The following is a 17125-nucleotide window of genomic DNA, read 5'->3' on the forward strand; positions in this document are numbered from 1 at the left end:
CCGGGCCGTCAGGCCGACGGCAGGGCGGCGTCCTGCATGTCATCGGCGCGCTGTTCTGGACGTTTTGCGATACCCACGCCCTGTGACCCATCCCGCTTGCCAGGGAAGGCGCTTTTCGGGTATACTTCATGACTTGTGTAAACGATCGTTCTCAATGGAAAGAAGAGAGACGCCTTGAACCCGTTCCTTATCATCATGCTCATCCTGCTCGTCGTCTCGGGCTTGGGCCTCATCGTGTTCATCCTGCTGCACTCTGGCAAGGGCACGGGCATATCCGACATGATCGCCAGCTCCGTGTACTCCACGCAGACGGGCACGAGCATCGTGGAGAAGAACCTCGACCGCATCACCATCATCTTCGCGGTGGTGTTCCTGCTGTCGCTCATCGTGCTGATGATCATCTACCCGCAGGGAACGATCGCAAAATAGCGAAAATTCGCTCTTCACAAGCGGCGAGGGTTCGGGTAGAATAACCAACGTTGCTTGTGAGCAGCATATGTCGGAGTGGTGGAACGGCAGACACGCTAGCTTGAGGTGCTAGTGCCCACACAACGGGTGTGCGGGTTCAAATCCCGCCTCCGACACCATCGAAGCTAGAAGGAGAGTCCGAGTGGCTCTCCTTTTTCGTATTCTGGCCCCTGACGAGAAGATGCGGAGGAATCGAACATGGCGAAGGCGCTTGCTGCCAAGGACGCGGTCTCCACGCGCATGCGGTCGATCCGCCGGGTGCTGTGGATCGTGCTCGTGCTGAACCTGGCCGTGGCGGCTGCGAAGTACGTGTACGGCGCCGTCACCGGGTCGGCGTCCATGCAGGCCGACGGCATCCACTCGGTGTTCGACTCCGCCGGCAACGTGGTGGGGCTCGTGGGCATCGCCCTGGCCTCGCGGCCGGCCGACGAGGGGCACCCCTACGGCCACGCGAAGTTCGAGACGTACGCGAGCCTCGTCATCGGCGTGCTGCTGCTCCTGGCCGCCTTCGAGGTGGGATCGAGCGCCGTGGCCAAGCTCGCGTCGGGCTCCTATACGGCAGAGGTCACGCCGCTGTCGCTCGTGGTCATGGTAGGCACGCTGGCCGTGAACCTGGGGGTCACCACCTACGAGCGGCGCTGCGCCAAGCGCCTCAAGAGCGAGGTGCTGGCGGCTGACGCCAACCATACGCTCTCCGACGCGCTCGTGTCCGTCGGCGTCATCGTGGGCTTGGCGGCCGTGGCGCTCGGGTTCCCCATGGCCGACCCCGTCATGGCGCTCGTGGTGACGCTCGCCATCCTGGCCACGGCCTGGGACGTGTTCAAGCACGCTCTGGCCACGCTCTCGGACCGGGCGCGCATTCCCGAGGAGGACGTGCGCGCGGCGGCCCTGGCGGTGCCCGGCGTGCGCGACGCGCACCGTATCCGCACGAGGGGCACGGAAGGGGAGGTCTACGCGGATCTGCACGTGCTCGTCGCGCCGGAGATGACGGTGAAGGACGCCCACGGCCTCTCGGAGCGCGTGGAGCGCGCCGTGGAGGAGCGCTTCCCGAACGTGGCGGAGGCGCTCGTGCATATCGAGCCCGACGACGGGCACGTGGACTAGGAGGGGAGCCGCATGATGGAGGCCGTTTTCTTCGACGTGGGATCGACGCTCATCCGGCCGTGCCCGTCGGTTGCCGAGACGATGGCGCGTGCAGCCGCCGAGCGCGGGCACGCGCTGACCGTGCGCGACTTCGAGCTCCACATGCCCGCCATGGACGCCTACTACGAGGCGGAGTACCTGCGCGACGGGGACTTCTGGTGCTCGCACGAGGGCTCGACGGCCATCTGGCTGGACCAGTACCGCTACGTGTGCCACCTGGCGGGCATCGGGCACGACGCGGAGGGGATGGCTGCCGCGGTGAACGGGGCGTACCGCCGCGCGGCGAGTTGGGAGGTGTACGCGGACGTCGCGGGCTGCCTGCGCGCCCTCAAGGAGCGGGGGCTCGCCCTGGGCGTCGTGTCGAACTGGGACGCCGAGCTTGAGGACCTGCTCCGCGACCTGCGGCTGCTGCCGTACTTCGACACGGTGGTTTCGAGCGCCGCAGTGGGCTACCGCAAGCCGAACCCCGTGATCTTCGACCTCGCCTGCGAGCAGCTGGGCGTGCGGCCCGGCGCGTGCGCGCACGTGGGCGACCGCCCCGACGCGGACGGGGACGGGGCTGCGGCCGCCGGCATCCGCCCCGTCATCATCGACCGTCACGGCGCCGAACCTGACTGCCCCTACGACCGCGTGGAAACCCTCGCCGACATCCCGAGCGTCCTATAAGGAATCCCCCACAGGTCGACCCCTCTCGCCCCGCACGGACGCCCGGGCCCCCGGTTGTAAAAGCACACCACGGCACCGAGAGGCCCTGTAGGCGGCGGCAGGCGGGACGAGGAGCTTTCGCGCAGCGTGCGACGAGTTCCGCCTGCCGCCGCCTACAGGGCCGGCCTCGCAGGTCCGTGGAGCTACTTCCGCCTCCCAGCGTTAGGGCCCGCTCGTCCAGTGCCCCTCTTCCCACAGGCGCTGCGCCACGGGCTCCCAGCGGTCGGCTGCGGCGTGCGTCTTCGCGCAGAGCGCCGCCGCGTCCTCCGGCTCCTCCAGGTCGGTGGAGCGGGCGCCCGAGGCCTCCACCATCTGGGCCAGGCGGTCCTTGTTGTCCAGCACGGGGCAGGGCCGCAGGTGGTTGCCGTTGAAGGGCTGGTTGTCGTGGTAGGCCATGAACAGCGGCCGCTTGAGCGCCTCCAGAAGGGGGGTGTCGCGGATGTTCGCGTCCGAGTAGTGGATGAACGCGCAGGGCTCAATGTCGCCGTTCGCGTTGATGTGCAGGTAGCGCCGCCCGCCGGCGATGCACCCCTGCGTGAACTCGCCGTCGTTCCAGAAGTCCATGGTGAACAACGGCTTCGTCTCGCGGAACGCGCGTATCCGGCGGTACATGAACGCGCGGTCCTCGGCCGTGGCCAACAGGTCGGTCGGTGCGGAGGCCCCTACGGGCATGTAGGTGAAGAACCAGGCGAACTTTGCCCCGCGCGCCACGAGGTCGTCGAAGAACGCCTCGCTGCCGATGGAGGCGGCGTTCGCGTGCGTGTAGCAGCACGACACGCCGAAGGGCAGGCGATGGCGCCTCAGCACCTCCATGGCCCGCACGACGGCGGCGTAGGTGCCCTCGCCGCGGCGGGCGTCCGTGGCCTCCTCGAAGCCCTCCACCGAGATGGCGGGGATGAGGTTCTTCACCCGCAGCATGTCCTCGGCCAGCGCGTCGTCGATGAGCGTGGCGTTCGTGAACGCCGTGAAGGCGCAGTCGTCGTGCTTCTCGCACAGGCGGATGACGTCGCGCTTGCGCACGAGCGGCTCGCCGCCCGAGAACAGGTAGAAGAACACCCCCAGCTCCTTGCCCTGCTCCACGATGGAGTCCAGCTCCTCGAACGTGAGGTTGAGCCGGTCGCCGTACTCGGCTGCCCAACAGCCGGTGCAGTGCAGGTTGCAGGCGCTCGTGGGGTCTACGAGCAGGGCCCATGGCACGTTGCAGCCGTGTTCGGCTGCCGCGGCGTCCTGGCGGCGCAGCCCGATGAGGCTCGCGTTCACGAGGAAGTTCTCCAGCACCTTCTGGAGCACGTCAGGGTCGATGTCGGCCCACAGGCTCTTCAGCAGCACCATCCAGTTGTTGTCGGGATGGTCGATGACCTCGTGGAACAAGGCGCGCTGTTCCACGAGGTAGTCCTTGGGAACCAGCGCGTCCACGGCTTTGAGCATCTTGGGCAGCTGCACGTCGGGGTCGCCTCCCTGTGCGTACGCCAGCAGCTTGCGCGCGACTGCCGACTGCGCGCCCTCCGCGATGGTCTTCTTCGTGGATGACATTGGTCTGCTCCTTTCCGGGGGATATCGCAGAACATGATGGCAGAAGGCCTGGAACAGGGGGCGGTTTGTCATCCGGTTGGAACGGGGAGGTTGTCGAGCTGTTGGAGTGCAGCTGCATCGAGGGGGCTGGCCGCGGGACGCTGCCGGACGAGGGAGCCCGTCGCCGTATGCCGCAGGATAAGAAAAACCCGCCGGATCGATGTCCGGCGGGCGGGGTTTCGTGGAGCGGACGACGGGGTTCGAACCCGCGACCCCGACCTTGGCAAGGTCGTGCTCTACCAGCTGAGCCACGTCCGCATTGTGAAGCGTGCAGTGCTTTTGGTCATCCGTCCTCGCAAGGAGGAGCGAATGGAGGCGACGCCCGGATTCGAACCGGGGGTGAAGGCTTTGCAGGCCTCTGCCTTACCACTTGGCCACGTCGCCGTGTTGCGGCAAAACCGTCATGGAAAAGGCCGGCCAAAACTTTGGAGTATGACCGGCCTCGTGATGACGATGGAGCGGACGACGGGGTTCGAACCCGCGACCCCGACCTTGGCAAGGTCGTGCTCTACCAGCTGAGCCACGTCCGCGTCGCGAGGAAATATAATACTGGAACGGCCACTTTCGCGCAAGCCCCCATTTCTGATTTTTTCACATCTCGATGACAACTCTTTCCAAAGGCCGCGCTTTTCCGCTGCGCTGCGGGATACCGCGTCCACGCCAAGCCCGCAATTCGAAACTTTTCGTTCGAAAAGTGAAAAGGCCCTTTGACGCGGCGCCGTGTTCTGGTAACATACCAACTCGTCGGTACGGACGGCGTCCGAACCGCGGAATGTGCGCGATTAGCTCAGGGGGAGAGCATCACCTTGACACGGTGGGGGTCGCAAGTTCAAATCTTGCATCGCGCACCATCGAAACTCGAAAGGCACCCTTGAGGGTGCCTTTTTCATGCAGCCGCCCCTTGCGGGCACCTGTCTGGCGCGGACCCCGCGCAGGCCGGCACCCTTGCGGGCGCTGGCCTGCCATCGTTTCGGCCCGCGCGCGTCAGTCCTCGTCCTCGAGCTTCTCGAACTCGTGGTGGCCGCAGTTGGGGCAGGCGGGCAGCTTCTCGGTATCGCTCGTAATGCGCACGATGTAGCCGCAGTTCTTGCAGCGGTAGCGCCCTTCGCCGGGCTGGTCTCCGGTATGGAACTCCATGTCGCGCTCCTTTCGCTTGTCGAGGGGATCCTTCGGCAAGCAGCCTACCACGCGGCCGCCCCTGGGCGGTGGCGGCCCTGCAACGGCACGGCGAGCATTCGGCGACGCCCCTGCGGCGGGCAAGGCGCGCCGCAGGCTCCTGCGCAGGCGCGCGCGGGCCGAATGTCGTGCAACGGCACGCGAAATAGGGGATAATGGGGAAGAGCAAGGGGAGGCCGTTTCGCGGAGACGGCGGCAGCTGCATCCGCGCCGAGGCGAGGGGGAGAGGCATGGGGGCGTCGAATTTCTGCGAGGACGTGCTTGCGGGCAGGAGCGAGGTCTACGCGCGCACCGTGGAGGACCTGAAGGAGCGCTACGGGTTCGACTTCGTGGGCTTGGGGTTGACGGCGTTTTTGGGGGCGCCGCTCAAGTGGATCTACAGCGCGGGCGCCACCGACGAGCGGCACCACCGCATCGTGCTCGCGCCCGGGCACGGCATCGGCGGCATCGTCATCAAGGCGGGAAAGCCCATGCTGTTCACGAACATAGATGCCGAGATCGACCCGCGCGAGTACTCGTCGTACCCCATCGTGTTTGCCGAGGACCTGCACAGCTTCTGCGCCCTTCCGCTTGTGAAGGAGGGCCGTGTCGTGGGGGCCATCCTGTGCGCGTTCCGCACCGTGAGCGACGCGCACCGCACGAGCTACAGCCGCTTCATAGCCGACCAGAAGGGCCGGCTCGCCGACTTCGACCTGGTATCGAGCGACTTCATGGACTTCGAGCGCATCGCCGAGGAGAAGCGCGACGACGAGGCGGACAGCCCGCTGCTCGTCCACTCGGAAGTGTCGCGCGTCATCGCCGCCCAGGAGGCCGAGCGCAAGCGCATCTCGCGCGAGCTTCACGATGGCATAGCCCAGGAGCTCCTGGGGGTCTCGTTCGTGCTCAAGCGCCTGGAGCCGCACCTGGGCGGCGACGCGGAGGCGCGGCAGCTGTTCGCGGAAGCCAACAACGACATCGACCGCATCCTGGACGAGCTTCACAACATCTCGGTGGAGCTGCGCCCCTCGGCGCTCGACCACCTGGGCTTCATCCCGGCCCTGCGCTCGCAGGCGGCCGTGTTCGAGAAGACCTACGGCGCCGAGATCGTGTTCGAGGGGAACCTGTCGCGCAAGCGCTTCGACCCCGCGCTCGAGACGCAAACCTACCGCATCTGCCAGGAGGCCGTGCTGAACGCCTGCAAGTACTCGGGCGCCGACAAGGTCTACGTGACGCTGGAGGACGCCGACGGCTGGCTGCACGCCACCGTCGTGGACCACGGCTGCGGCTTCGACGTGGAGCACCCCGAGGTGAAGGGGAGCGGCTGCGGGCTCTCCGGCATGCGCGAGCGCGCACGTCTGATCGGCGCCACCCTCACGATGGCCTCCGACGGGGGCGGCACCGTCGTGACGCTCGTCGCGCCCATGAAGATGGCGGAAGGCGGTGCGGCATGATACGCGTGGTGCTGGCCGACGACCACGAGGTGGTGCGCGCCGGGTTCAAGATGATCTTGGAGCAGGACGCCGAGATCAAGGTGGTGGCCGAGGCTGCGGACGGCACGCAGGCCTATACGATAGTCTCGCGCGAGAGGCCCGACATCCTGCTCATGGACATCTCCATGCCGCCCGGCCAGAGCGGCCTTGTGGCCTGCGAGAAGATCGCGCGCGATTTCCCCGGCACGCGCATCGTCATCCTTACCATGTTCGCCGAGCCCGAGTACCTGTTCTACACGCTGCGCGGGGGAGCTGCGGGCTACGTGCTGAAGAACTCCACGTCAGAGGAGCTGCTCTCCGCCGTCCACGCCGTGGCCGGGGGCGGCAGCTACATCCACCCGAAGATGGCCGCGCTGCTCACCAAGCAGCTCGTGGGCTCCGGCGAGGAGGAGGACCGCTCCTACCAGCAGCTGTCGAACCGCGAGCTGGAGATACTGCAGCTTCTTGCGAAGGGGTACACGAACAAGGAGATATCGGAGCAGGTGTACCTCTCCGTGAAGACCGTGGAAGCCCATCGCTCGAAGATCTACAAGAAGCTCGGGTTCAAGACCCGCGCCGATTTGGTGTCCTATGCCCTGGAGCACAAGCTGCTGGACGTGTGAGCCCTTGTGGCCGGCCGGAGGGGCGCTTGCCTGTTGGGGGGGTGCCGTCCGGCGCATGCGATCGACCTCGGCGGGACCGCCCGGCGTGCTGGGCGGTCCCGCATCGCGCAGGTGCCTTCGACCGGCTATGGGAGCGCCCTTACGCCTTCGCGGGGACCTCGTCGGCGGAGGCTTCGGGCGCCTCCTTGGCGCCCTTGCCCAGGCCCAGCGACAGGGCGCGGGTGGGGCAGGCATCCACGCAGGAGCCGCAGGCCATGCAGTCGCCGGCGCGCACGTACGTCTCGTCTCCTGCGAGCACCGGGTTCAGGATGGACGGGTCGGCCAGGCACGCCTTGCGGCACGCGTCGCAGTGGATGCAGGCCGTGCGGTTGTACCTTGCGTTCACCACGCCCACGCGGCCGATGGCCTCGTAGAAGCCGCCGAGCGGGCAGAGCGCGCGGCACCACACGCGGTGGCCCCAGAAAAGCTCCGCCGCCACGATGGCCCCGAGCGTCCAGAGCCCCGCCACGCTGCCGAAGAGGATGCCCTTGTTCACGGCGCCGATGGGTGAGAACGACTCGAACAGCGGCACGCTGGTGGCCGCCGACAGCACGAGCACGGCCAGCGCGACCCCGATCTTCGCGCGGCGCGGCACGGGCGCCTCGCTTACCTTGATGCCCAGCTTGCGGCGCAGCGCGTCCACCAGCTCCAGCAGCAGGTTCACCGGGCACACCCAGCCGCAGAACGCCCGGGCGCGCACGAGTCCGTAGAACGCCACGACCGGCAGCGCGAACCAGAGCCACTCGAGCTCGAATGTCTTGGAAGCGGCGACGACCTGAAGAACCCCGAACGGGTCCAGGAGGGTGACCCCTCCTATCGATGAAGAGGAAAGGCTGCCGAAAAAGGGAAGGTCGGCAGGAGTGGGAACAGGGTCGTCGCCGCCGACGGACACCCCGAACAGGCCCCAGCCGGCAACGAGCAGCGGCGCGGCGAACAGCAGCAGGGCCGCTATCTGCACCGCGTGCCGCAGCCAGGACCACTTGAGCGAATGCGAGGTGTTCGGGGTGCGCATCATCTCTCGGCTGCCTTCTGCACCGTGGGGTCGTCCTCGAAGTTGGCGTACACCAGGTTGATGCCGATGACGCCCTCGAGGGCGACGAACGTGCTGGCGATGTCGTGCGACTCGTCGAGCGTCTCGGCCTCTATGGTCACCACGACCTTGTAGCCGTTCGTCTCGTGCACCTCGACGCCCTCGATGCGGCCGAGGTCCTCGGCTACGCGCGCCGTGGTTTCGGGCGTCGTCTCCACGACGAGGCTTGATATGACCATGCTGCTCTCCTTGCATTCGGGTGCCCCGCATCGGGGCACGTTCCGTTTGGCTGTCCGCGAAAGCGGTCGCAGGGAACGCTTTCGCGGACAGCCAAGGTGGCGAAGGGGTTGGGGCGGCGGAGGGAGCCGCCCCAACGGGGAAGGGTGCTATCTCGACGTGCTAGCCCTGCACGTGGCAGGTGTTGCACTGGTCGTGCGTGGGATCGAGCTCGAGCGTCTGGGACGAGCCGTCCGCATAGTGGTCCTCGGGCATGGCCTTGGAACCGTTCAGCATCGGGTTCGAGCGCTCGCTCGCGCCGTGGCAGCCGTAGCAGCCGGAGGCGCCCAAGGTCTCGAACCGGTCCTGATGGGTGGCGGGCATGAGCGGCGGCGCGCCGGCCGGCACGTTCGCGTTCACGTCCTCCGCGGGCGCGGGGCCCGAGCATCCGGCCGCGGCCAGCGTACCGAACGCCATCGCAACCACGAGGGCGCCGGCAACCAAATGTTTCCTCATAGCGATCACCCCTCGACCTTCGTGATAGAGACGCAGGTCTTCTTGTAGTCGGGCTCCTTCGACAGCGGGCAGTACGTGTCCTGCACCGCCAGGTTCACCAGCGTCTCCTCGGCGAAGAAAGGCGCGAACACGATGCCCTCCTGCGGTTCGGTGCGACCGGCCGTGGAGGCCTTGATGTCGAACTCGCCGAAGCGCGATTTCACGTGCACGAGGTCGCCGTCCTTCACGCCGAGCTTCGACGCGTCGTTCGGATGGATGTTCAGCAGCGCCTCGGGCAGCGCGCGGTCGAGCTCGGGCACGCGGCGCGTCATGGTGCCGGTGTGCCAGTGCTCCAGGAGGCGCCCTGTGCAGAAGTAGAACGGGTACTCGTCGTCGGGCTCTTCTGCCGGCGGCTCGTAGGGGCGGAACACCACCGAGGGCTTCAGGTTGGCGGACTTGTAGAACGACAGGTTGTTGGCCAGGCCCTGCTTGCCGTACTTCGCCACGCCTATCTCGTCGAAGCCGTCGGCTTGCTTGCCGTCGGCGAAGCGCCAGTGCGTCTCGAGCCACTTTCCGTCCACGTTGCGCACGGGCCAGGTCATGCCGTGGCGCGCCAGGTACTCCTCGTAGGGCGCCAGCTGCTTGGCCTCCATCTTCAGCTTCGCGTTGAACTTCCCGTCGGCGTCGTCGTTGATGGCCTTGGCCTTCTCGTTCATCTCGGGGTTCGAGAAGATGCGGTACTCCTCCCACAGCAGGCGGTTCGTCTCGCGCCCGTCGTTCTTGAAGTCGTGCGCGCCCTTGTCGTAGATGAAGCCGAACAGGTGGTCGAAGGCGTCCTTGCCGTCGATCTGCTCGCCGTCGAGCACGCGGTGCGCCACCTCCATGAACGCCCACAGGTCCCACTTGGCCTCGCCCGGCGGGTCCACGGCCTTCTCGAACACCGCCGTGCGCCGCTCGGCGTTGCCGAACTGGCCCTCTCGCTCCACCCACAGGGCCACGGGCAGCACGACGTCGGCGTACTGGGTGGACAGCGTCGGGTACACCTCGTTCACCACGATGAACGTGTCGAAGATGCCCTTCTTGTCGCCCTGTCCCAGGAAGCGGGTGAGGTTCGGCATGGACTGCGCCCAGTTGTTGTGCGCGGTCCACAGGAAGTCGAGGTTGCCCTTCGACATCTCGCGGAAGATCTTCACCGTGTGCATGCCGGGCTTCTGGATGGCGTCGAGGTAGCCCTCGGGCAGATCCCAGATGGCCTCGGTGTAGCGGCGGTGCTGGGCGTTGGCCACCAGGAGGTCGGCGGGCAGGCGGTGAGAGAACGTGCCCACCTCGCGGGCCGTGCCGCAGGCCGTGGGCTGGCCGGTGAGCGAGAACGGGCCGCAGCCGGGGCGGGCGATCTTGCCGGAGAGCAGGTGGATGTTGTAGAGGTTGTGGTTCATCCAGGTGCCGCGGTTGTGCTGGTTCACGCCCATCGTCCACAGCGACATGATGTTCTTGTCAGGGTCGGCGAACTCGAGCGCGAGCGCCTTCAGATCCTCTGCCGGCACGCCGGAGAGCTCCGAGGTGTACTCGAAGGTGTAGGGCGCCAGGCGCGCGGCGTACTCCTCGAACGTGATGGGGCTCACGGCGTCGACGGTCTTGCCCACGTCGCTCGCGTCGTAGCCGTCGTCGGTGGCATTGCCGATGTTCTCGGTGCCCTGCTTGAACTGCAGGTGGTCGTTCACGAAGGTCTCGTCGTACTTCTTGTTCTGCACGAGGTAGTTCGCGATGCAGTTCGCGATGGCCAGGTCGGTGTTCGGCTTGAACAGCATGACCGTGTCGGCGCTCACAGACGTGCGGGTGCGCAGCGTGCCCAGGTCGTAGTGCTTCACGTTCTTGCCCGAGAGCTTGCGGGCCGTGAGGCGCGAGTACAGCATGGGGTGCGCCTCGGCCATGTTGGCGCCCCAGGTGACGAACACGTCGGCGTTGTCGAGGTCGGCGTAGCAGCCGGCCGGCTCGTCGGTCTGGAACACGTTCATGAAGCCCACCACGGCGCTGGCCATGCACAGGCGCGCGTTCGGGTCGACGTTGTTGGACAGCAGGCCCGCCTTGATGAACTTGGCGCAGGCGTAGCCCTCGGTGATGGGCTGCTGGCCGGAGAGCCAGAACGCCAGGCGGGTCTTGTCGGCCTTCCACGTTTCCTTGAGCTTCGCGGACACGAGCTCCAGCGCCTCGTCCCACGTGGCCTCGCGCAGGCCCTCGTCGGTGCCCTTCGTGGCCTTGTCCTCGCGGATGAGCGGCTTGGTCAGACGGTCGTCGCCGTAGAGGATCTTGCCCAGGTAGTAGCCCTTCACGCAGTTGAGTCCCTTGTTGGAAAGGTTCTCCGGGTCGCCCGTCACGCTCACGAGCTTGCCGTCCTTCACCTCGCAGATCACGCCGCATCCGCAGCCGCAGAACCGGCACACGGCCGTGTGCTTCTGCCCCTCGCCGCCCGACGCGGCGCCCGTGGAGCCCGAACCGCCGCCCGCGCAGCCGGTCATCGACGCTAGGCTGCCCGCCGCTGCGGCGCTCGCCAGCGCGACAGCCGTCGCCTTGACGAATGCTCGTCTTGAGATGTCCATGACACCCCTCCTTCTCTCCCTTTTAGCTCTTAGCTTTTAGCTCTTCGCTCTTCTATCCCACCGTTCCTCGAACGGATTGGCAGTGCTTGGGTCAGGCGCCGGCACGGGGATGCTCGGCGTCGGTCCTGATGCGGATGGCGACGTCCGGCTCGTCCACCACGCAGCGCTCGACGCACAGGCCGCAGCCCACGCACTGCTCCTCGTCGATGACGGGAGCGAACACGGAATGGATGGCATCGCCCTCGCGCAGGCGGTAGTCGATCGAGATAGCCTGGTCGATGAGCGGGCAGGTGCGGTAGCACACCTCGCAGCGCATGCCCTGGAACGCGATGCACAGATCCTCGTCGATCACGGCCGTGCCCATGCGCACGTCGGAGCGCTCCTCGATGCCGCGCAGCGCGTTCGTGGGGCAGGCCTCGACGCAGGGAAAGTCCTCGCACAGGCGGCAGGCCTGGGCGCGCGCGTCGACCATGGGGGTTCCGGCGGCGAGTCTCTGGTTGCCGGGTGCAGGGAAGAGGGCGACGTACGGGCAGGCCTCCATGCACTTGCCGCATTTGATGCAGCGGGCCGAGAAATCGGCCTCGCCCTGCGCCCCGGGGGGTCGCAGCAGGCTCTTTGCGGGGCCCTGCACGGCATAGGCGATGCCCTGGAAGGCCACGGCGGCGGCTGACAGGCCGGCTATGACGCTTGATAGTCTCATTCGATCCCTCTTTCCTCACCTCGTATGATGCGCCGAAGGCGAGGTCCTGCCAATCGGGGTAGCCCCGAGGATGCACAGGGGAAGCCCCTCAAGGAGGCGAGGGTTTTCTTCTATTTTTTGCGGTGGATAATTAAAAGGGAGACAGGGGAGACAGGGGGACGGGGATAACGTCATCATTTTTGTTTGCCAAAAATGATGACGTTATCCCCGTCCTGTGTCACGCTGCGTCATGTCCTGTGTCATCAGGGAGGTACCGCCCTTGGCTGCGCTGCAGAACGAGGCATCGTTCCCGTCCCCCTGTCTCACCTGCCTCCTGCGGCGGGGCGCCTAGGCGTACAGGCGGATGCCCACGTACACGGCGGTGTCCGGCAGTCCCTTGATGTCGTAGACGCTCGAGAGCTTGATGGCGGACACGCGCCAGTGGTACGTGGCGTCGCCTGCGGCGACCGTGCCCTCCTGGAACGTGTTGCCCGACTCGTCGACGGCCATCTCGCCGGCCGTGGCCGGATCGAAGCCCTCGGAGGCGATGGCCGTCTGCACGGCGGCCTCCACGCTGCCGGACGAGAAGTCGGCGTACTTCACGCGCATGTTCACGGAACCGCCCGCCTCGGACGTGAACTGCCATGATCCGTTGAGCAGCAGGGTGGCGTCGGCCGCGGACAGGCTGGATACGTTGCTGTACATGAGAAGGGCCTGGGCCTCGCTCACGTCGTCGGGCAGCTTGATGAGGTCCAGGTTGCCGCTTTCGTCGCCGGAGAGCGCGCCCTTGTCGGCGATGGACCAGCCGGATTCCGCGAACGCGGTCTTGACGCCCTCGGCATCGAGGCCGACGAGCGAGGCGAGGTTCGGCAGGCTGGCCATGGAGGCGGGGCGTGCGAGGTTCTGCTCGACCGTCGCCCGCGTGCGCTCGGCCGAGTGCGTCACGTTGTCGATGACGTTGAACAGGAAGACCCCGCCGATGACGGCTGCGGCCAAGACGAACGCGGCCATGGCGAGCATCTGGGGCCGGGGCGCCTCCAGCGGGCGGGTGAGCGAGCTGCCGTCCAGGTAGCGGACGGGGCCGTCGCCCGCGTCGTAGCCGTTCTTTCGCGCGTTGAAAAACATGAGCGTACTCCTGAGGGGTTTGTGTGCTTTGGGCATTATAGCATTGTTCCCACACCGCTCCGTGATAGGATACGTCTCGCCCGTGGGGGAGTAGTTGGCTCGCGCTCTGGAAGCGCGAGCGGCACGTTCAACATCATGGCCGAAAAGCCTGGCGTGTCTTGAATAACGAGACTCATGGCGCAGCTTGCATGCATGCAGCCGCGCCATGAGTCTTTTTTGTGGACTCTGCCCGCCTGCGGTACGGACGAGGAACCCGACAAAGGAGCTAGCAACCCGTGGATCTGTCAATCTTCGCATCGCCCGAGGCATGGATCAGCCTGGTCAGCCTCATCTTCCTGGAAATCGTGCTCGGCGTGGACAACCTGGTGTTCATCTCGATCACCACGAACCGCCTGCCCGAGGACAAGCAGCACATCGGCCGCAAGCTCGGCCTGGCGGGCGCGCTCGTCATGCGCATCGTCTTCCTGTGCTTCGCGTCGTTCCTCGTGCATATGACCACGCCGCTGTTCACCATCGACCTCGGGCCCTACGCGCACGGGTTCTCGGTGCGCGACCTCGTGCTGCTCGTCGGCGGCGCCTACCTTATCTACAAGGGCATCGCCGAGCTGCGCGACACGCTCAAGCTCACCGAGCTCAAGGCCGAGCACTGCGAGGAGCACAAGGCGCTCCACCGCATCGCGCTGCCGCAGGCGGTGGGCACCATCATGGTCATGGACCTCGTGTTCTCCATCGACTCGGTCATCACGGCCGTGGGTATGGCCGACCACCTCATCATCATGATCATCGCCGTCATGCTGGCCGTGTTCCTCATGATGATCTTCATCGACCCCATCTCCAACTTCATCAACGGGCACCCCGAGATGAAGATGCTCGCGCTCACGTTCATCGTGGCCATCGGCTGCCTGCTGGTCATCGACAGCGCGGGCTTCCACACCGGCATCGAGCTCATGCACATGCCGCTCGAGAAGCTGATCGTGTACTTCGCCATGGTGTTCTGCATCGTGCTCGAGGTCATCCAGATGCGCTATAACGCGAACGTCCTCGCGTGGCGCAAGGAGCGCTGGCAGAACGAGACGGCCGCGCAGATCGACAGCGTGCGCGCCGAGATGATGGAGCAGATGAAGCGCGATGCCGACGGCGATGCCGCCGCAGGGGCTTCGGCCGAGGGCGCGAAGGCGGCCGCCGCCGAGCGCATCCGGCCCGTCATCATCGGCAACAACGTGTACGTGATGATGCCGATGGCCGGAGAGGACGCCGCATCGTTCAAGGAGCTCATGGCCTCCTCGAGCACCGCGAGCGCCGCCTTCGACGCCCCGCTGGAGATAGGCGCCCAGGTGGAGGACGTCGAGCCGACGTACGAGGAGCCCGCGGAGAAGTAGGCGTGCCCCTCTTCTCCAGCCGGCCGTGAGGCAGGGGACGGGGATGGCGTCTGGCGTGGCAGGGGGACGGGCGTCCCCCTGCCACGCCCTATTTCTCGGCGAAGAGGCTCCAGCCTTCCTCGCTCACGAAGAAGCGGGCGGCGCGGCGCATGATGTGGGCGGTGAACGGCGTGGTGAGGTTGGTGGCCTCGCCGTCGTACTGCACCTCCATGGGCGGGTCGGCCTCCACGCGCACCTCGCGGGCGCGGTGGATCTCGAGCGAGCCCGTGCGTTCGGGGAAGTCGCCGCCGCGGTCGAGCAGGCCGGCGAGGAGCGCGGGGATGAGCTCGAAGGCGTTCTGGGCCTTCAGCACCACCACGTCGAACACGCCGTCGCGCGGCTCGTTCTCATGCGTGACCGTGATGTCGAACTGGATCTTCGAGAAGTTCACCAAAAGGATGCCCAGGCCCTCGCTCTCAACGTGCTCGCCGTCGAGGTCCAGCTTGAACTTGGAGGTCTGCGGCAAGGGGTTCGCCAAGGCGGCCGAGAAGTAGGCCATGGGGCCCAGCAGGCGCTTCGCCGGCGCGGCGCCGTGCATGATGGCCGCGTCGTAGCCGGCCCCCGCCATGATGCCGAAGCCGAAGCGTTGCCCGTCCACCTCGATCTCGCCCAGGTCGAAGTCGAGCGTGCGCTCCTCGCGCACGAGCTTCGCGAGCGCGTGGGGCTCCATGGGCGAGGCCAGGTTCGCGGCCAGCAGGTTCGCCGTGCCCGCGGGAAACGGCAGGATGGGGACGCCCGTGTTCGCCAGACGGTAGCTCACGTTGGCCACCGTGCCGTCGCCGCCGCTCGCCACCACGGCGTCGAACTCCTCCGCGTCGCCCAGGAGGTCGCGCACGTCGGTGGTGCCGTCGGTCGAGCGCACGCACACCTCGTCGCCGTCGCGGGCGAACGAGCGGATGAAGTCGTAGACGGACCCTTCTCCGAAACCCGAGGCAAGGTTGTTGATGACGAGCAGTTTCACACAATCCCTTTCTGTTTGCTATGATGGCATAGTACAACATGGAGCGCGGATGACAAGGCAGGGAATCTCGTACATGTATATTGCTACCCAGGAAAACCTCGCGGCATTCGTGGAGCGGGCGCGCTCGTCGAGCGTGCTCGCCATCGACACGGAGTTCTTGCGCGAGAAGACGTACTACGCCAAGCTGTGCCTTTTGCAGATGGCCACCGATGACGAGGTGGTGATCGTCGACCCCTTCGAGATGGACGACCTTTCCGTGATGGCGCCGCTTTTGGAGGACGAGCGCATCGTGAAGCTCTTCCACGCGGCGGGGCAGGACCTGGAGATCATCCTGCGCGAGGTGGGCGTGCTCCCGCGCCCCGTATTCGACACGCAGATCGCGGCGGCGCTGCTGGGCCACACGCAGCAGATCGGCTACGCGGCGCTCGTGCATGCCGAATGCGGCGTGTCGCTCAAGAAGATCGACTCGTTCACCGACTGGTCGCGCCGGCCGCTGTCTGCCTCGCAGCGCGACTACGCGGCCGACGACGTGGTGTACCTCCCGCGGCTGTATGCGGGCATGCGGGCGGCGCTGGAGGAGAAGGGGCGGCTGCACTGGCTCGACCACGACTTCGAGGAGCTGTCCGACCCGGCGCGCTACGAGGCGAACGAGCGCGAGCGCTTCCGGCGGCTCAAGCGCGTGTCCCAGCTGTCGCGCCGGCAGCTCTCGGCCGCGCGCGAGGTGGCGGCCTGGCGCGAGCTGGAGGCGCAGCGCCGCGACGTGCCGCGGAAGTGGGTGGTCACCGACGAGCAGATCGTGGAGGCGTGCAAGCGCGAGGCGCGCACGATCGACGAGCTGTTCATGGTGCGGGGGCTGTCCGACCGCCTGTCCACGAAGGACGCGCGCGCGGTGGTGTCGCTCATCTCCTCGGCGCTCTCGGCGCCGCCGGACACGTGGCCCGAGCTCGACCGCTGCGGCAAGAGCGAGCCGAACGTGGATGCAGAGCTCGACCTCATGAGTGCGCTCGTGCGCCTGAGGGCCAAGGAGAACGGCATCGCGTTCCCCACGCTGGCCAGCCACGACGACCTGGCGCGCGTCGCGCGCGGCTACCGCGAGGGCGTGGACCTGCTGCGCGGCTGGCGGCGCGCCATCGTGGGCGAGGAGCTGCTGGAGCTGCTGGACGGCCGGCTGACGCTTAGCCTGGACGGCGGGCTCAAGGTGGAGCGGCGGGAGGGCCCCGGCGCCGCGTGAGGCCAGCCGGGTTCGCGCGGCCCGGAAAGGCGGCGGGCACCTGAGCAGGCCGCTCCTGATAAAGGCCCGCGGCCGCAGGGTTGCGGGAAGATCACGGCTCGGTAACGCGCCTTTGGTGATTCCGCGCTGTTTGCCGCGCGTTTTCAGCCCGATTTCACGCTCTTGTATAATACAGGTGTACGGTAAAAAGCGGCCGCCA

16 protein-coding genes and 5 tRNA genes are annotated in these 17125 nt (G+C 66.8%); 9 read left to right on the forward strand and 12 right to left on the reverse strand.

Going from position 1 to position 17125, the window contains the following annotated elements:
• Nucleotides 1-174: 174 nt before the first annotated feature.
• The 4 genes from secG (at nucleotide 175) to LB310_RS12095 (ending at nucleotide 2277) form a co-directional block, all read left to right on the forward strand.
• Nucleotides 175-429 carry a preprotein translocase subunit SecG gene (secG, locus tag LB310_RS12080; RefSeq protein ID WP_041238829.1) on the forward strand — a complete coding sequence of 85 codons (255 nt, stop codon included), beginning with the start codon at nucleotides 175-177 and terminating at the stop codon, nucleotides 427-429.
• 69 nt (nucleotides 430-498) lie between these two features.
• Nucleotides 499-587 (forward strand) — tRNA-Leu (locus tag LB310_RS12085).
• Nucleotides 588-666: 79 nt separating this feature from the next.
• Nucleotides 667-1572: a cation diffusion facilitator family transporter gene (locus tag LB310_RS12090; protein WP_278806002.1), complete on the forward strand. Its 906-nt coding sequence runs from the start codon at nucleotides 667-669 to the stop codon at nucleotides 1570-1572.
• Nucleotides 1573-1584: 12 nt separating this feature from the next.
• Nucleotides 1585-2277 (forward strand): HAD family hydrolase, encoded by a 693-nt coding sequence (locus LB310_RS12095; RefSeq protein WP_278806000.1) that lies wholly within the window; start codon nucleotides 1585-1587, stop codon nucleotides 2275-2277.
• A 201-nt stretch (nucleotides 2278-2478) separates the two neighbouring features.
• On the opposite strand, the gene LB310_RS12100 is transcribed toward LB310_RS12095, so the two are convergent.
• The 4 genes from LB310_RS12100 to LB310_RS12115 all read right to left on the reverse strand — a co-directional run bounded on the left by LB310_RS12100 (nucleotide 2479) and on the right by LB310_RS12115 (nucleotide 4418).
• A complete protein-coding gene (locus tag LB310_RS12100) occupies nucleotides 2479-3849 on the reverse strand; it encodes a radical SAM protein (RefSeq protein ID WP_278805998.1) in 1371 nt (456 codons plus the stop codon).
• A gap of 221 nt (nucleotides 3850-4070) precedes the next feature.
• Nucleotides 4071-4146 (reverse strand) — tRNA-Gly (locus LB310_RS12105).
• Between the two features lie 52 nt (nucleotides 4147-4198).
• Nucleotides 4199-4272: transfer RNA gene (locus LB310_RS12110), tRNA-Cys, on the reverse strand.
• 70 nt (nucleotides 4273-4342) lie between these two features.
• Nucleotides 4343-4418: transfer RNA gene (locus LB310_RS12115), tRNA-Gly, on the reverse strand.
• Between the two features lie 246 nt (nucleotides 4419-4664).
• On the opposite strand from LB310_RS12115, the gene LB310_RS12120 reads away from it, so the two are divergent.
• Nucleotides 4665-4739 (forward strand) — tRNA-Val (locus LB310_RS12120).
• A 133-nt stretch (nucleotides 4740-4872) separates the two neighbouring features.
• On the opposite strand, the gene LB310_RS12125 is transcribed toward LB310_RS12120, so the two are convergent.
• The gene (locus LB310_RS12125) at nucleotides 4873-5076 is read right to left on the reverse strand and encodes a zinc ribbon-containing protein (protein ID WP_224767965.1); all 204 of its coding nucleotides are present in this window, start codon (nucleotides 5074-5076) and stop codon (nucleotides 4873-4875) included.
• 218 nt (nucleotides 5077-5294) lie between these two features.
• Here LB310_RS12125 and LB310_RS12130 point away from each other — a divergent pair, with 218 nt between their 5' ends.
• Together LB310_RS12130 and LB310_RS12135 are read left to right on the forward strand one after the other, a co-directional pair.
• Nucleotides 5295-6494 carry a GAF domain-containing sensor histidine kinase gene (locus LB310_RS12130; RefSeq protein ID WP_087192137.1) on the forward strand — a complete coding sequence of 400 codons (1200 nt, stop codon included), beginning with the start codon at nucleotides 5295-5297 and terminating at the stop codon, nucleotides 6492-6494.
• Complete coding sequence (locus LB310_RS12135) at nucleotides 6491-7135, forward strand: response regulator transcription factor (protein ID WP_087192138.1); 645 nt, start codon at nucleotides 6491-6493, stop codon at nucleotides 7133-7135. Before LB310_RS12130 ends, LB310_RS12135 begins: the two co-directional genes overlap by 4 nt.
• Nucleotides 7136-7274: 139 nt before the next feature.
• Here LB310_RS12135 and LB310_RS12140 read toward each other — a convergent pair whose 3' ends face one another.
• The 6 genes from LB310_RS12140 to LB310_RS12165 form a co-directional block, all read right to left on the reverse strand.
• Nucleotides 7275-8189, reverse strand: coding sequence for a 4Fe-4S binding protein (locus tag LB310_RS12140; RefSeq protein WP_157006996.1), 915 nt, complete (start codon nucleotides 8187-8189; stop codon nucleotides 7275-7277).
• On the reverse strand, nucleotides 8186-8443 hold the full coding sequence (locus LB310_RS12145; RefSeq protein ID WP_087192140.1) for a chaperone NapD: 258 nt from the start codon (nucleotides 8441-8443) through the stop codon (nucleotides 8186-8188). The genes LB310_RS12140 and LB310_RS12145 overlap by 4 nt, the downstream gene beginning before the upstream one ends.
• Nucleotides 8444-8603: 160 nt before the next feature.
• Complete coding sequence (locus LB310_RS12150) at nucleotides 8604-8936, reverse strand: hypothetical protein (protein WP_301155105.1); 333 nt, start codon at nucleotides 8934-8936, stop codon at nucleotides 8604-8606.
• A 5-nt stretch (nucleotides 8937-8941) separates the two neighbouring features.
• Entirely contained in the window at nucleotides 8942-11512 is a 2571-nt protein-coding gene (locus LB310_RS12155; protein ID WP_157006994.1) for a molybdopterin-dependent oxidoreductase, read from the reverse strand.
• Between the two features lie 91 nt (nucleotides 11513-11603).
• Complete coding sequence (locus LB310_RS12160; RefSeq protein ID WP_278805624.1) at nucleotides 11604-12212, reverse strand: 4Fe-4S dicluster domain-containing protein; 609 nt, start codon at nucleotides 12210-12212, stop codon at nucleotides 11604-11606.
• A gap of 327 nt (nucleotides 12213-12539) precedes the next feature.
• Nucleotides 12540-13316: a teichoic acid transporter gene (locus LB310_RS12165; RefSeq protein WP_096228492.1), complete on the reverse strand. Its 777-nt coding sequence runs from the start codon at nucleotides 13314-13316 to the stop codon at nucleotides 12540-12542.
• 275 nt (nucleotides 13317-13591) lie between these two features.
• Between LB310_RS12165 and LB310_RS12170 the strand changes: the two genes are divergently transcribed.
• Nucleotides 13592-14695, forward strand: a complete 1104-nt coding sequence (locus LB310_RS12170; RefSeq protein ID WP_087192145.1) for a TerC family protein — start codon at nucleotides 13592-13594, stop codon at nucleotides 14693-14695.
• Nucleotides 14696-14783: 88 nt separating this feature from the next.
• Here the strand turns inward: LB310_RS12170 and LB310_RS12175 are convergent, their stop codons facing one another.
• The gene (locus LB310_RS12175) at nucleotides 14784-15695 is read right to left on the reverse strand and encodes a diacylglycerol kinase family protein (protein WP_301155106.1); all 912 of its coding nucleotides are present in this window, start codon (nucleotides 15693-15695) and stop codon (nucleotides 14784-14786) included.
• Nucleotides 15696-15768: 73 nt separating this feature from the next.
• Here LB310_RS12175 and rnd point away from each other — a divergent pair, with 73 nt between their 5' ends.
• Nucleotides 15769-16926 (forward strand): ribonuclease D, encoded by a 1158-nt coding sequence (gene rnd / locus LB310_RS12180; RefSeq protein ID WP_087192151.1) that lies wholly within the window; start codon nucleotides 15769-15771, stop codon nucleotides 16924-16926.
• Nucleotides 16927-17125 lie beyond the last annotated feature (199 nt).

Origin of the sequence: Gordonibacter sp. RACS_AR49, assembly GCF_030418435.1 — a bacterium.
Taxonomy (GTDB): Bacteria; Actinomycetota; Coriobacteriia; order Coriobacteriales; family Eggerthellaceae; genus Gordonibacter; species Gordonibacter urolithinfaciens.